Annotated in this window: 15 protein-coding genes; 8 read left to right on the top strand and 7 right to left on the bottom strand. The window is 63.9% G+C overall.

The features are described 5' to 3' along the window. Positions 1–35: 35 nt before the first annotated feature. Positions 36–971 (bottom strand): polyphosphate kinase 2, encoded by a 936-nt coding sequence (ppk2, locus tag ACUYMZ_RS20505; RefSeq protein WP_481605710.1) that lies wholly within the window; start codon positions 969–971, stop codon positions 36–38. Between the two features lie 195 nt (positions 972–1166). On the opposite strand from ppk2, the gene ACUYMZ_RS20510 reads away from it, so the two are divergent. From ACUYMZ_RS20510 to ACUYMZ_RS20525, 4 genes are all read left to right on the top strand, one after another. Beyond that, entirely contained in the window at positions 1167–3035 is a 1869-nt protein-coding gene (locus ACUYMZ_RS20510) for an FG-GAP-like repeat-containing protein (protein ID WP_481605712.1), read from the top strand. Positions 3036–3116: 81 nt separating this feature from the next. Continuing rightward, a complete protein-coding gene (locus ACUYMZ_RS20515) occupies positions 3117–3479 on the top strand; it encodes a metal-sensitive transcriptional regulator (RefSeq protein ID WP_426004905.1) in 363 nt (120 codons plus the stop codon). Between the two features lie 49 nt (positions 3480–3528). Beyond that, on the top strand, positions 3529–3762 hold the full coding sequence (locus ACUYMZ_RS20520; protein WP_426004906.1) for a heavy-metal-associated domain-containing protein: 234 nt from the start codon (positions 3529–3531) through the stop codon (positions 3760–3762). Between the two features lie 9 nt (positions 3763–3771). Continuing rightward, a complete protein-coding gene (locus ACUYMZ_RS20525; protein ID WP_481605714.1) occupies positions 3772–6168 on the top strand; it encodes a heavy metal translocating P-type ATPase in 2397 nt (798 codons plus the stop codon). A 27-nt stretch (positions 6169–6195) separates the two neighbouring features. Here ACUYMZ_RS20525 and ACUYMZ_RS20530 read toward each other — a convergent pair whose 3' ends face one another. Then, positions 6196–6468 (bottom strand): DUF2277 domain-containing protein, encoded by a 273-nt coding sequence (locus ACUYMZ_RS20530; RefSeq protein WP_426004909.1) that lies wholly within the window; start codon positions 6466–6468, stop codon positions 6196–6198. A 158-nt stretch (positions 6469–6626) separates the two neighbouring features. Between ACUYMZ_RS20530 and ACUYMZ_RS20535 the strand changes: the two genes are divergently transcribed. Continuing rightward, positions 6627–6890 carry a WXG100 family type VII secretion target gene (locus tag ACUYMZ_RS20535; RefSeq protein WP_426004911.1) on the top strand — a complete coding sequence of 88 codons (264 nt, stop codon included), beginning with the start codon at positions 6627–6629 and terminating at the stop codon, positions 6888–6890. A 100-nt stretch (positions 6891–6990) separates the two neighbouring features. Here the strand turns inward: ACUYMZ_RS20535 and ACUYMZ_RS20540 are convergent, their stop codons facing one another. Continuing rightward, on the bottom strand, positions 6991–8037 hold the full coding sequence (locus tag ACUYMZ_RS20540; protein ID WP_481605716.1) for an EamA family transporter: 1047 nt from the start codon (positions 8035–8037) through the stop codon (positions 6991–6993). Between the two features lie 71 nt (positions 8038–8108). Between ACUYMZ_RS20540 and ACUYMZ_RS20545 the strand changes: the two genes are divergently transcribed. Further along, positions 8109–8657 (top strand): CGNR zinc finger domain-containing protein, encoded by a 549-nt coding sequence (locus ACUYMZ_RS20545; protein WP_481605718.1) that lies wholly within the window; start codon positions 8109–8111, stop codon positions 8655–8657. 97 nt (positions 8658–8754) lie between these two features. Here ACUYMZ_RS20545 and ACUYMZ_RS20550 read toward each other — a convergent pair whose 3' ends face one another. From ACUYMZ_RS20550 to ACUYMZ_RS20560, 3 genes are all read right to left on the bottom strand, one after another. Further along, positions 8755–9105 carry a hypothetical protein gene (locus tag ACUYMZ_RS20550; protein ID WP_426004914.1) on the bottom strand — a complete coding sequence of 117 codons (351 nt, stop codon included), beginning with the start codon at positions 9103–9105 and terminating at the stop codon, positions 8755–8757. 75 nt (positions 9106–9180) lie between these two features. After that, complete coding sequence (locus tag ACUYMZ_RS20555; protein ID WP_481605720.1) at positions 9181–9753, bottom strand: hypothetical protein; 573 nt, start codon at positions 9751–9753, stop codon at positions 9181–9183. Positions 9754–9762: 9 nt separating this feature from the next. Next, entirely contained in the window at positions 9763–11103 is a 1341-nt protein-coding gene (locus ACUYMZ_RS20560) for an MATE family efflux transporter (protein ID WP_426004917.1), read from the bottom strand. A gap of 41 nt (positions 11104–11144) precedes the next feature. Here ACUYMZ_RS20560 and ACUYMZ_RS20565 point away from each other — a divergent pair, with 41 nt between their 5' ends. After that, positions 11145–11726, top strand: a complete 582-nt coding sequence (locus ACUYMZ_RS20565; protein WP_426004919.1) for an antibiotic biosynthesis monooxygenase — start codon at positions 11145–11147, stop codon at positions 11724–11726. Between the two features lie 40 nt (positions 11727–11766). Continuing rightward, a complete protein-coding gene (locus ACUYMZ_RS20570; protein ID WP_481605722.1) occupies positions 11767–12201 on the top strand; it encodes a DoxX family protein in 435 nt (144 codons plus the stop codon). A 310-nt stretch (positions 12202–12511) separates the two neighbouring features. On the opposite strand, the gene aztD is transcribed toward ACUYMZ_RS20570, so the two are convergent. Beyond that, entirely contained in the window at positions 12512–13807 is a 1296-nt protein-coding gene (gene aztD / locus ACUYMZ_RS20575; RefSeq protein ID WP_481605724.1) for a zinc metallochaperone AztD, read from the bottom strand. Between the last annotated feature and the right edge of the window lie 30 nt (positions 13808–13837).

A 13837-nucleotide genomic window follows, 5' to 3' on the forward strand; every position in this document is an offset into this window, starting at 1 on the left:
GGTTTACCGGTGGCTGGCCAAGGCGCGGCCTGGCGTCAGTCGCCTACGGCGTCGCGGCCGCGGCGTACGATCAGGGGATCGGCAGCGTAGACCACGGACGTGTCCTTGTCCTCATAGTCGAACTGGTTGAGGAAGTAGCGCATGGCGTTGATGCGGCCGCGCTTCTTGTCGTTGGACTTGATGGTGGTCCAGGGCGCGTGGTCGGAGTCGGTGTGGAGGAAGGTCTGTTCCTTCGCGTCCGTATATTCGTGCCAGCGATCCAGCGAAGCGAGGTCCATGGGCGAGAGCTTCCACCGACGCACCGGGTCGATCTGGCGGATGGCAAAACGGGTCCTCTGCTCCTGGAGCGTCACGGAGAACCAGAATTTGGTGACGTGGATTCCCGCATCCACCAGCATCTTTTCGAAGACCGGCGCCTGACCCATGAACGTGGTGTATTCGTCCTCGGTGCAGAAACCCATGACGCGTTCAACGTTGGCGCGGTTGTACCAGGAGCGGTCGAACATCACGATCTCGCCGGCCGTGGGGAGGTGCTGGACGTAGCGCTGGAAGTACCACTGGCCTTGCTCACGGTCGGACGGCTTCCCGAGTGCCACCGTGCGCGCGGACCGGGGATCCAGGTGCTCGGTAAACCGTTTGATGGTTCCGCCCTTGCCTGCCGCGTCCCTGCCCTCGAACACGATCACGTGCTTAAGTCCCAGGTCCTGCCCCCAGTATTGGAACTTCAACAGTTCGATCTGCAGGCGGTACTTTTCGATCTCGTACTCCTCGCGGGTCATCCGTTGTTCATATGGATAGTCCTCGTGCCACGTTTGCACTGCGGATCCGCCGGGATCAATGAGGTCCGGGTCCTCGCCCTGCCCGCCGTTGATGGTGTAACCCAGCTCCACCAGGTGGTCGATGGTTTCACGCAGGTTGTCCCGGACCCACCAATCGTCAAGTTCGGTAGTTGGCGGGGTAGCGTCCGTCATGCGTTCCTCCTGGTCGGCCGATCTCTGCGTCAGGCTTGTGCGCGGCAGCCTAGCAACTGATGGTGAAGGAAACATGAACGGGCCCCGGCGCGGGGCGCACCGCGGCGGGTACCGCCGTCGGGGCTGTTCCTGCCTTCCAGCTCCCGGTAGAATCCGGGCCACGACCACGGTAACCGGCGCGGTGGGGGGATTGCGGTGAAACCTGTTACAAGGGGCGCGGGGCACGGCTTCAGGCGTGTCCTGCTTGGTGCATTGGCCGCGTCGTTGTTGCTGGCTTCCAGCCTTACCGGCGGTCCTGCAAACGCCGACGACGTCACTCACCGGGTGAACGCTGGGTCCGGTGCCGCAGGGGTTGCGGTCAATCCGCTCACCAACACGGTGTACGTTGCCACCCGGACCGGGGTGACCGTGGTGGACGGGAAGACCCACGCCACCAGGACAGTGGCGCTGGGTGGGGCGCCGGCGGCGATAGCCGTGAATGCGGCCAGCAACAGGATCTACGCCAGCATGACCGGCAGCGGAACGGTGGCGGTGCTCAACGGCGCCACACTCGCCGTCACCAAAGTGGCCGTAGGTCCGGAGCCGAGAACCGTCGCCGTCAACCAGCTCACCAACAAGATATATGTAGCTACCAACGCAGGTGTTTCCGTCATCAACGGAAACACCAACTCCACCGTCGCCATCGGCATGGACCGGCCGTCCCAGCTGGTGGTCAATCAAGCAAGCAACCGGGTGTATGCCGTGGCCGGCGGGCTCAAAGCGATAGACGGCATCACCCACTCGGTGACGTCCATCCCGCTGGGTAACAGCGTGCTGCCCATCAGGGAGCTTGCACTCAGCCAGTCAAACAACAAGGTCTATGTCGCCTCAAGCCTCCGGTCGACCATGGTGTTGGAGGTTGTCGACGGCGCCACCAACGCCGCCACCGTCCTCTATTCCGACTCCAACTCCTACCCGACCGCACTGACTGTCGAGGAGACGGCGAATACCGTGTACCTGGGCCGCTCACAGAACAGCGGGTCCGCAGCCTTGTCGCAGACAGGCGTGCTGTCGATCTTCAGCGGGTCAGGTACCAAGCACGTGCCCACCGGGTCGGCTCCCGGGGATGTTGCCGTCAACCGCATGACAAAGAAGGCATACCTGAAATTGGGCGCAGGGGCTGGTGTCTACGACCCCGCGACGTCGGCGCTGTCCACGTTCAGCACAGGCCCCGTCAATGATCTCGCGGTCAACTACGTCACCAACAAGGCATACATCACCACGTCCCAGGGTCCCATGGCAGTGATCGACGGCGACATGCCCACCCCACTGAAAAACGACTTCAGCGGGGACCGCACATCGGACCTCCTTGCCATCGACCCCCAGGGCTTGCTGTGGCTTTATCCCGGCAACGGCGCCGGCGGATGGCTCCCCCGCGCCCAGGTGGGCTCCGACTGGAACCCGATGACCGCCGTCGTCAGTCCCGGCGACTTCAACGGCGACAGGAAACCTGACGTACTGGCCCGGGACAGTGCCGGTTATCTGTGGATGTATCCGGGCAATGGTTCCGGCGGATGGCTGCCGCGCTTGCAGGTCGGTTCAGGCTGGAATGACATGTCTGTCCTTGCCACACCGGGCGACTTCAACGGTGACGGCCACCCGGATGTCCTGGCCCGCGACGGCTTGGGAACATTGTGGCTGTACCCCGGAAACGGCAAGGGAGGATGGTTGCCGCGGGCCAGCCTTGGTACGGGCTGGGATGCAACGACCGCGATTCTGGGGCCGGGTGACTTCGACACGGACGGTGCGCCTGATGTCCTGGCCCGCGACGGCTCGGGAACGTTGTGGCTGCACCCCGCGAACGGCAAGGGAGGATGGCTCAGCGAACGCCGGGAGGTCGGCCAGGGCTGGAATGTGATGAATGCACTCGTTGCGCCTGGTGGCTTCAACGGAGATGGCCGGCCGGACGTGCTGGCACGGGATGCCGGCGGTGCGCTGATCCTGTATGCGGGAGCTGGTGCGGGCGGATGGCTTGCCGCTTCCAGGGTGGGGCAAGGCTGGGAGTTCATGCGGTTCCTTTTGTGATCTCACTTCTTGGCCACAGCTGGGAATATACCCCCCGGGGGTACTTGATCCGGTACCCCCTGGGGGTATATGTTGGTTTACATGACCAACGCAGACCTCACCCAACCGGGTGCGCTGCCCACCGTGGAGGTGGATCTTGAACATGCAGCACCCCACGGTTACACGGGCAACAAGGACGCCTACCTGCGCCGCCTGAAGCGCATAGAAGGCCAAATACGGGGCATCGCCCGCATGGTCGATGAAGACAAGTACTGCATCGACATCCTCACGCAGGTGGCTGCAGCCACCAAGGCGCTGCATGCGGTGAGCCTGGGACTCGTTGAGGAGCACATCGGCCACTGCGTAGTGGGTGCCGCCTCTGAGCCGGACCCCGACCTTCGGGCCGAACATATCGACGCCAAGGTAAAGGAGGCTACCGATGCCATCGGGCGCCTGCTGCGGTAACTCCGCCGGAACACACCACTCCATCCAACTCTCAACCAAGGAGCGCATCATGAGCGAGCCCATCCAGACCAACATCAACGTTTCCGGCATGACCTGCGGTCACTGCGTATCCAGCGTCAGTGAAGAACTCGAGGCACTCAGCGGCGTCCAGGACGTCAAGGTGGACCTCAATCCCGGCGGCCTGTCCGCCGTGACCATCACATCCACCAGCGAGCTCTCGCCGTCGGAAATCGGCGAGGCCGTGGCTGAAGCCGGCTACGTGGTGGTAGCCAACCAAGCATAGGAGTTTCCGTTGACCAACCAGGAGATTTTCAGCCAACCCGATACCCGGGTCGTTGAACTCGACATCCAAGGCATGACCTGTGCCTCGTGTGTCAATCGAGTAGAACGGAAGCTCGGCAAGCTTGAGGGCGTCGAAGCAACCGTCAACCTTCCCCTGGAGTCAGCCCATGTCACCGTCCCGTCGACCGTCACGGATCAGCAACTCGTAGACACGGTCAACGCCACGGGCTACAAGGCCACCATCCGCCAAACCCCCGCCCCGCATGCGCGCCCGCAGCCTGGGCAGCCTGAGCACCCTGGGCAGCCTGAGCAGCCCGAGCAGCCTCCGCACCCTGGGCAGCCTGAGCAGTCCGATTACCCTGACCAGCCCGAACATGCGGGACACAAACCCACAGACCACCAAGCACACCAGAACCACATGGACCACGGCCCCGCGGCGTCCACCCTGCGCCCCAGGCTGGTCCTTGCCGCGATCCTCACAGTCCCGGTCTTTGCCGTGTCCATGATTCCGGCCTTCCAGTTCCCGCACTGGGGATGGGTTGCCGCAGCACTCGCCCTGCCTGTGGTGAGCTGGGCGGCATGGCCCTTCCACCGGGCCGCTGCAGTCAATGCCCGGCACCTCGCCTCCACCATGGACACCTTGGTGTCGATCGGTGTCATCGCGGCCTATCTCTACTCAGCGTGGCAGTTGTTCAGTGATCCCCGGATGACCGAGCACCCAGGCATGGAGAGCATGTCCGGCGGAGGCCTGTACTTCGAGGTTGCCGCTGTGGTCACCACCTTCCTGCTCCTGGGCCGCTATCTTGAAGCCAACGCAAAAGCCAAAGCAGGCAATGCCCTGAAGGCACTGCTGAACCTTGGCGCCAAGGATGCCACCCTCCTGGTGGACGGCCGTGAGCAGAAAATCCCTGCCGACCAGCTTCTGGTGGACGACGTCTTCGTTGTCCGCCCGGGCGAGAAGATCGCCACGGACGGGGTTGTCACAGCAGGTGCTTCAGCCGTCGATGCCTCCCTCGTCACTGGTGAATCCGTGCCAGTGGAGGTAGGTCCCGGCAGTTCTGTCACCGGAGCCACCATCAACACCTCGGGCCGTCTCCTGGTGCGGGCCACCCGCGTCGGGGCTGACACCACGCTGGCCCAGATGGGACGCCTGGTCAGCCAGGCCCAGACGGGAAAGGCACCTATCGCCCGACTGGCTGACAGGATCAGTTCCGTGTTCGTGCCGATCGTGCTGGCCATCGCCCTCGTCACGTTCCTGGCGTGGCTGATCCTGACCGGCGATCCTAATGCAGCGTTCACCGCCGCAGTCGCGGTACTGGTGATTGCCTGCCCCTGCGCCCTGGGCCTGGCTACACCAGTGGGCCTTTTGACGGGCACGGGGCGGGGAGCCCAGTTGGGGATCCTCATCAAGGGGCCACAGGTCCTTGAGGATACCCGCCATGTTGACACGATCCTGCTGGACAAGACGGGGACAGTCACCACCGGCCAACTGGCCGTGGATCACACCACTGCATTGAACGGCCACTCCCCCGCCGATGTCCTGACACTGGCGGGCGCTGTGGAAGCCGCCTCGGAACACCCCATTGCGCAGGCGATCGCTTCTGCCGCCCACGCCGCGATTCCCGGGTCCGCAACCCTCCCGCACGTGGACGGATTCACCTCCGCACCGGGCGGTGGCGTCCGCGGCACCGTCGCCCTTGATGGCACCACGAGGAGCGTGGTCGTTGGACGTACCGGGTGGCTCGAGGAAAACTCCATCACCGTGGACGCCCAACAGCGTGAAGCCCTGACGGAGCAGGAGAACCTCGGAGCTACCGCCATCTGGGTAGCGGTGGATGGTCAAGCGGCTGGAATCATCAGCCTGACGGACACCATCAAGCCCGGTTCGGCCGCCGCCATTCAGCGGCTCAAGGACCTCGGAATCCGCCCCATGCTGTTGACCGGCGACAACGCTGCAGTGGCCGCGCAGGTGGCGGCCGCCGTCGGAATCCCGCAAGGGGACGTGTTCGCAGGAGTGCTGCCCGAAGGCAAAGTGGAAGCCGTCCGGAAGCTCCAATCAACCGGCGCTACCGTGGCTATGGCCGGCGACGGCGTGAACGATGCCGCAGCGTTGGCACAGTCGGATCTCGGCATCGCGATGGGCTCGGGCACGGATGTGGCCATTGAGGCCTCGGACCTTACGGTGATGGGCAGCGATCTGCACCAACTGGTGCAATCCATCGAGCTGTCCAGGAAGACGCTGTCCACCATTAAGACCAACCTGTTCTGGGCCTTCTTCTACAACGCGATCGGCATCCCGGTGGCAGCGGTCGGTCTGCTGAATCCGATGATCGCGGGCGCAGCAATGGCTGCAAGCTCGGTGCTGGTGGTCGCCAACTCCCTGCGGCTGCGCTCCTTCGGGAAGTAGCAGCCACTGCAAAAACAGCGGTCCGGGCTAGGCCGTTCCAAAGCGGACGGCCGCCCGGGCTTTCGCCTTGGCGGCTTCGTCGTCGCGGTTCTTGGCAGGTGCGTGGCTCACCAGGGAGTCCAGCAAGTGCTGCGTAATGTGGGCGATCTCGTGGACAGCCTCGGCGAAGGCTTCCTCATTGGCCTTGGAAGGTTTGGTGGAACCGCTGATCTTGCGCACGTACTGCAGCGCTGCGGCCTCCACTTCCTCCGTGGTGGCACGCGGTTCAAAGTTATGGAGGGTCCGGATATTGCGGCACATAAACCCATGCTAACCATGGGCAGACGTGCATGGGGAGGGGTGCCCATCGACGATGTTCGGAATCCCGGGATAGGTTTTAGGTATTGGATCTTCCGGATGAGCCGGAGGCCGCTGGGGATGCCGAAGAGCTCGGGTCCGAACAAAGAAGGAGATATCTCATGGCTATTTGGGGTGCAGACGTTGAACAGCTTCGCCAGCTCGGCAACAAGCTGAAGGCCGGTGCCGAGAACATCGAGCAGCAGCGCTCCCAGCTCAAGGGCGCTCTTGACGGCACCGACTGGAAGGGCCCGGACGCTGACAAGTTCCGCGGCGAGTGGGACAGCCAGCACGCTTCCAACCTGAAGAAGGTTGCTGACGCCCTCCGCGAAGCCGGCGACCGCGCTCAGAAGAACGCCGAGCAGCAGCAGCAGGCTTCCAACTAAGACAGTTGGGAATGCCCCGGACGCATGGTCGTCCGGGGCATTTTGCCTTTTAAGCGTTCTTGGCTCTGAAACCGCGTTTCGTGGCTCAGGCCGCTGCGAGCTAAGTGCGGGGTCCCTTGGTGACGGGCCCGGATGGGACCGGTTCGACGTCGTTGGCGTGGTCAAGCACCCGCGACGCCTCCGTGTCGGCCAGGGACACACCACTGCGCCGATCACCCCGTAGTTCGTCAACACGGACCAGGACAACGCCCCCAACGATCAGCGCCCCACCCATCAGCTGGATCGGCCCGGGCAGCTCACCCAGCAGGAGCCAGGCCCACACGACGGCGAACAAGACCTCGGTCAGCGACACGAACGAAGCGACTTTGGAACCCAGGCTGCGGGCTGCCATGATGCCTGAGACGTAGGCCAGCACGGTGGCAAGGATGATCAATCCCGCGGCCGAGACCCACCACGGCGTGGTCCACAGGCCGAGCTTGGTGTCGGCAGTGTTGAAAGACATGGGCAGCAGCCCTGCCAGGCCCACCAACCACATCACGCCGGCACCCACCACCAGCCCGCCCGAAGCGAGCACCAATGGCGGCAGTGTGTCGTTTTCCTTGGCGGTGATGAAGAAGTAGATCACCAGGCAGACAGCCGCGGCCATGCCCCAGAGCACGCCGATGAAATCCACCTTCACGGCACCCGTCAGGTCGAGGACCAGGACCAGGCCGCCCAGGGAAAGCAGCGCGCCGATGGACGTGAGGGCGCGGGGACGGCGCCGGCTCGAGATCCACAGCCACAGCACGATCATCACCGGTGCCAGGTACTCAAGCAGCAGCGCAACACCTACGGAAAGCCGGGCCACGGCGTTGAAGTAAAAGAGCTGGCAGCCCGCTACACCGATCAGGCCAAACAGCAGGATGGTGAGCCAGTTGTCCTTGAGCTGGTGCCAGCGGCCGCGCAAAACCACGACGGCGGGAATCGCCAGGATCAGTGCCGCACCTGTGAGGCGCACGGCAACGGCCGCGCCGGGTGACCAGCCGGTTTCCAGCATGGACTTTGCGAACGAACCGGAGGTGCCGAAGACGGCGGATGAGAAAAGGGCGATGCCGAGTCCCGATGCGAGGAAACCCTTTGCATCAGCCGTGGTCGTTGCAGCTGACACAGCAGCCTCCTGTCAGGAGTAAAGTGGGCTTATGGTCATGACATTACTCCCGAACCATGTAAGGAGTCAAAGTGCTTTTTGCGCCTGACACTGAGGTTGCCCTCCGCAGCGTCGTCAACCTGGTCAACACTGCCGCGAACGGCGAAGAAGCATTGGCCACTCCTGCCGACCTGGACGCGTTCCTTGTTGCGGAGCAATTCTCCGGATCACGCACCCACGACGCCGCCGAGCTCCGCAGCATCAAACGCCTCAGGAGCGAATTGGCAGCACTCTGGGCCGCCGAGGAAAATACCGCCGCCAAGTCAGTGAACAAGCTCCTGGCCGATGCCAAAGCCCTTCCCCAATTGGTCAAACACGATCACTGGGACTGGCATCTTCACGCCACAACCCCGGAAGCACCACTCGCGGACCGCATGGGCACGGAAGCCGCCATGGCCATCATCGACGTCATCCGCAGCAAGGAAATGGACAGGATGCGCGTCTGTGCTGCCGACGACTGCGACGCCATTCTGCTCGACCTCAGCCGGAACCGCTCAAAGCTCTACTGCGATACCGGCAACTGCGCCAACAGGGCCCACGTGGCGGCCTACCGCAAAAGGAAAGCCGCCCAGGGGGACTAGCTCCGCATTGACGGCCGGCAGACTGCGCTACCGGAGCAACCAAGGCTGGCGGGAAAACAAAAGCGCTCCCCCACCAGAAGTGGAGAAGCGCTGGGACTCAGCGGTCGGCGTCGGGGTTTTCCGGCTGGTCCGCGGCACCAGGCGCGGGCGAACCGCCATGGCCCGGACGCTTGGAGCTGAGGTTGACGCCGGACCCCTTGCCAAGGTGCTCGGCGTTCTCCTTGTGGCTCATGGACAACATCGCTGCGATCACGAGGCTCACGATAAACGCGATTCCCGCGCCCGTGAAGGCGAGGTCGAACCGCGGAGCCCGGGCGCTGCCGCCGGACGCGAAGATCAGCACGGCGAAGAACGCGAGGACGCCGAAGAACGCGGAGAACATGAGCGGTCCCTTGACCGAGGTCCGCATCTTGCGCGGTTCTCCTGGTGTCTGGTCAGCCACGGTCATTCCTCCAATGATGGCGGGACTGTTCGGTTCCCGCCCGTTTTGCAATAGTTCTACAGCCAGTAGAACGTCCAGCTACTAGTTTACGGCCTCCGGCGAAGCGCCGGGCGCATGGTGTCCGCTACCCGACCGCGTATCGTGCCGCAGGCTCAGCCCGGACAGTATCCACAGCACACCGGCAATGATGGCGCCGCCCCCGGCAACACCCAGAAGCGCGTGCGCACCAAGCCCGATAAAGAACGGTAAAGTCACCGCCGTGCCCACACCCACAATGCCGGAGATCAGCCAGTCGCGGGCCAGCTGATCGCGCTTGCGCAGCCCCTGCACGAGTTCGGCCACGCCAAGGACGCCCAGGGCAACAACCGCGGACAACGCAACACCGGCGTCTGACTGGGTCACCAAGGCACCCACTCCGCCCAGCGCTACAACCACCGGAACTACAACCGGAAGAGAGCGCAGCATCCACACGGCACCGGCAGTGGCCAGCAGGTACAGACCCGCAGCCCAGGCAAGGACCTGCACCGACGGGCTGCTCCAAAAAGCTGTCACCACGCCAAAAACCAGCGCAATCACGGCCCGGAGCAGCACGGGCTTCCAGAGATCAGCTGCAGGAGCAGAAGGAGTCCGGGACGAATTTGCGGGGAGAGTCACCCGTCCAGTTTAGTGCGAACCCAGCACCACCCACTGATCGGTCCTCGCACGCACCCCCAGGGTCACTCCCCGCGCCAGCATGTAGCCCAGCGCAAACGCGAGCCACAGCCACACCAGCCCCGCCGCGCCGTCGGGCTGCGTCAGGTGGACCGCCGCCAACAGCGGCAAGTAAACAGCAAGATTCACGACGCCGGCAATCGCCAGATAGCGTGCGTCACCTGCCCCGATGAGCACCCCGTCCAGCACGAACACGTACCCCGCGAGGGGCTGGCCCGCCGCGAGGACCCACAGGGCAAAAGTCAGGGCGCTGATGACGCCGGCGTCGGAGGTGAAGACGTATCCTGCCCACGGTGCAGCGATCGCCAGCAAGACGCCAGTGATCACTCCGAACCCGAGGCCCCAACGGACCATGGTCCGGGTCAGCTCCCGGACCCGCACCGCGTTCCCCGCGCCCAGTTCCTTGCCGATCAGGGCCTGGGCCGCAATGGCGAGTGCATCAAGCGCGAAGGCCAGGAACGAGAAAATGGTCATGGCCAGCTGGTGCGCCGCCAGGTTCACCTCGCCCTGGGCGGTCACAACCAGCACCGTCGCCAGGATCGCCAGGCGCAGGCTCAACGTTCGGAGCATCAGCCACGAGCCCACCCTCGTCAGGGCGCGGATGCCGCGCCAGTCGGGCCTGAGGGAGACGCCATGGTTCCGTGCATTGCGGCCCACCATGACCAGGTACACCGCCGCCATGGCCCACTGCGCAATGCTGGTACCGATTGCCGAACCGGCCACGGACAGATCGAGCCCATAAACCAGGAACCAGTTGAGGGCGATGTTGAGGGCAAACCCCGCAGTTGCCACCAACAGCGGCGTGCGGGTGTCTTGCAAACCCCTGAGCACACCGGTTCCGGCGAAGATCAGGAGCATTGCCACCAGTCCGGGCATGGACCAGCGCAGATAATCGACAGCGAAGTCCCGCACCTGTCCAGTGGCGCCCATCAGGCCAACAAGCGGCCCGGCCATGATCCACCCCACAACCGCCAGCACCACGCCCAGCAGCACAGCCAGCCACACGCCGTCGCGCCCTGCAGCCAAAGCCTTGCCGAGCTTCCCGTCACCGATCGCCCTGGCGACCGCAGGTGTGGTTGAGTACGCCAGGAAAACCATCAGGCCTACAGCCGTATGCAGCACAGTGGATGCGAGCCCCACGCCGGCCAGCTCTGCCACGCCCAGGTGGCCCACGATCGCGGAGTCAGCCAACAGGAACAGCGGCTCGGCAATGAGGGCTCCGAAGGCCGGGACGGCAAGGCGCAGGATTTCGCGGGCATTGGATCGAGCGGGAGTGGTTGTGGTTTCAGGCACTAAACAAGGGTAGACCGCTGGACGGCGGGTACATTTGGGGCGTGTCACACGAGCATCCCGTCACTGTTTCCGTAGCCCGCACCATCCTTCCCGGCTATACACGGCAGGCCAACGCTTGGGCACATGCCGGCCAGGAGCTGGCCCGCGAATGGCCCGGATACTTGGGATCGGGCTGGGTTCGGAATGGCGACGATTCCACGGAATGGCACATGCTGTACCGCTTCTCCAGTGCTGACACCCTGCAGGCTTGGGAGCAGTCGGAGGAACGCCGGTGGTGGATCGACAGTGCCCGCGACATGATGGAGACCACGCGGGTGGAGCGCCGCACCGGCATCGAGGGCTGGTTCTCGCAGCCGGGGGATGTCTCTGTTGTGGTTCCGGAGACCGTGGTGCCTCCGCGCTGGAAGCAGGCCGTCAGCATCTTCCTGCCATTTTTCCCGCTGAGCCTGCTGGCCAACTTCCTCCTGCATCCGCTCACACAGGACTGGCCCTTGGTTTTGCAAGTACTGCTGACGATCGTGATTCTGACGCCGCTGATGACGTACATTTTCCTGCCCATCACCACCCGTTTGTTACAGCCGTGGTTGCAAAGGCCGCGTGGGAAGCGTCACTTTAAGTCGTGATTGGTTGACTCTTCAACTTTTATTCGGGAGGGTTGAAGCCATGAACAAGTCCACCCTGACCACCACAGCCCTGACCATCCTGCGTGTTGTTGCAGGATTTCTCTTCGCCGCACACGGTTGGCAGAAGTTCAACGAATTCACCATCGCCGGCACGCAGGCAGCCTTCACGCAGATGGGCGTCCCCGGAGCTTCCGCGGTAGCACCCATCGTCGCCACTTTGGAACTCGTGGGCGGAATCGCGCTGATCGTCGGCCTTCTGACCAGGGTCTTCGCGGCCCTCCTGACCGTCAACATGCTGGGCGCTTTGTTCCTGGTGCACGCCCCCGCCGGCGTCTTCGTCACCAATGGCGGATACGAACTGGTGCTGCTCTTCGCAGGAGCTGCCCTGGCACTCGCCCTGGCAGGCGCAGGCCGGATCTCCGCCGACAACGCCCTGTTCGGCCGCCCGGGCTCCAAGCTCCGCGCTCTCGCCTAACCACCCCCGCCCCCGACGCTCTCTCACCTAACACCCCCTTTCCACCGACGCTCTCTCACCTAACACCGCGAATACGCCGATGCTCTCTCACTTCCCTGAAGAAAGTGAGAGAGCATCCGGCTCACGCTGCCGATAGGTGAGAGAGCGTCCGGCTCACGCTGCCGATAGGTGAGAGAGCATCCGGCTCACGCTGCCGATAGGTGAGAGAGCATCCGGCTCACGCTGCCGATAGGTGAGAGAGCATCCGGCTCACGCTGCCGTTAGGTGAGAGAGCATCCGGCTCACGCTGCCGATAGGTGAGAGAGGGACGCTAGCCCTTAACGCCGGTCAGCTCGTTGGGCACGTGCTCGAGCTTTGCCGACTTGGCGACCTTTCCAACCTTCAGGTCCACAGCGTGAAGGGTCTGCGTGGCAGGTTCGGTGACAAACGCCGTCGAGCCCTGGACGAAGAGCGTGGGCCGCGGGTCCTGCCATGTCTCGGACTCTTCCCAGGCGCCAACCACCGGGATGGTGGACGTGATGGCTCCGGAAGCAGGGTCGATCACTCGAAGCGCGCCGTCCGTTCCCAGCACCAAGGCCTCGCCCGCCGGACCACGGCCCAGGGAACGGAAGGAGTAGCTCGCACCCAGGTCAACGAGCTGGAGCGTCGCGGTTTCCGTGTTGACCAAGGAGATGCGCGTGGGCCGTTCCAGGGTGGCTTCCTTGTCTACCTTGTAGTCGCCCAGAATGACCGGCGATTCTTCCGAGCCGGCCTGGTTTCCCATTCGCCCGTAGGCATCCGGGCTGGCCACCTTGGTGATCTTGCCGTCCTTGTAGATCAGCATGCCGTTTTCGCAGCCAACCACCACGGCCTCGTCGGCAGCAACAGCTTCACCGTGGACGCCTGGGCACTCCTCATTCCGGAGAATTTCCCTGCGCTCCTGTCCCTTTCCGGCATCCAGGACGGCGATCCCGGAGCGGCCTTCCTCATTTCCCAGGGTGACCAGCAGCTTGCCGTCCTCCAGCTCCACCGCCACGCCGTGATGGGCTTCAGGCGTGGTGTAGACGTCCGTGGCGGGGAGCTTGCCCTCTTCTGCCGCGTCCGAGAGCTCACTTGACGTGAAAGTTTCCACCTTGCCTGATCCATCGCTGAACAGGACCGTCTTGCCGGCATGACGCACTACGTGCCCGGCCTTGTTCGCTTCGAAGGAGAGATCGGTGAGCTTGGGATCGCCCACGTAATGGTGGCTGTGATCGCCATGGGGTTCGCTCCAGGATCCGGCATCGAACAGGCGGAACGCATCGCCGGTGGAGATGAAGACATGGCGTCCGTCGCCGGCGGGATTCAGCCGGTTGAATCCGTCCAGTTCCGCAGCGGCGCCTGCCGGCTCAAGCGACTTTGCGTCGAGGACGGCCACACCGCCGTCGTAGGTGTACACGAGGCGGGGCGTAGGCGCGCCGGCCTCCTTCGCGTTGGAGGCGGAAGTTTCAGTGGGGGCGGCGCCGGGATTGGCGGCCGGTCCGGCACAGCCGGCCAGGAGAAGCGCGGAAAGCCCGACGGCGATCATGGACTTGGTCCCGGGGCGGCGTCCGGGCAGGCTCAAGGAAGGAAATGAAGGGAGTGACATGAGTTAAATGATATTCATTCTCATATAAGG

Source organism: Arthrobacter sp. T572 (genome assembly GCF_056780115.1).

What these genes read in the sequence shown, in the direction of transcription:
- ppk2 (WP_481605710.1), bottom strand. Translation starts at nt 971, where the DNA reads ATGACGGACGCTACCCCGCCAACTACCGAACTTGACGATTGGTGGGTC.
- ACUYMZ_RS20570 (WP_481605722.1), top strand. Translation starts at nt 11,767, where the DNA reads ATGAACAAGTCCACCCTGACCACCACAGCCCTGACCATCCTGCGTGTT.
- ACUYMZ_RS20520 (WP_426004906.1), top strand. Translation starts at nt 3,529, where the DNA reads ATGAGCGAGCCCATCCAGACCAACATCAACGTTTCCGGCATGACCTGC.
- ACUYMZ_RS20535 (WP_426004911.1), top strand. Translation starts at nt 6,627, where the DNA reads ATGGCTATTTGGGGTGCAGACGTTGAACAGCTTCGCCAGCTCGGCAAC.
- ACUYMZ_RS20550 (WP_426004914.1), bottom strand. Translation starts at nt 9,105, where the DNA reads ATGACCGTGGCTGACCAGACACCAGGAGAACCGCGCAAGATGCGGACC.
- aztD (WP_481605724.1), bottom strand. Translation starts at nt 13,807, where the DNA reads ATGTCACTCCCTTCATTTCCTTCCTTGAGCCTGCCCGGACGCCGCCCC.
- ACUYMZ_RS20515 (WP_426004905.1), top strand. Translation starts at nt 3,117, where the DNA reads ATGACCAACGCAGACCTCACCCAACCGGGTGCGCTGCCCACCGTGGAG.
- ACUYMZ_RS20530 (WP_426004909.1), bottom strand. Translation starts at nt 6,468, where the DNA reads ATGTGCCGCAATATCCGGACCCTCCATAACTTTGAACCGCGTGCCACC.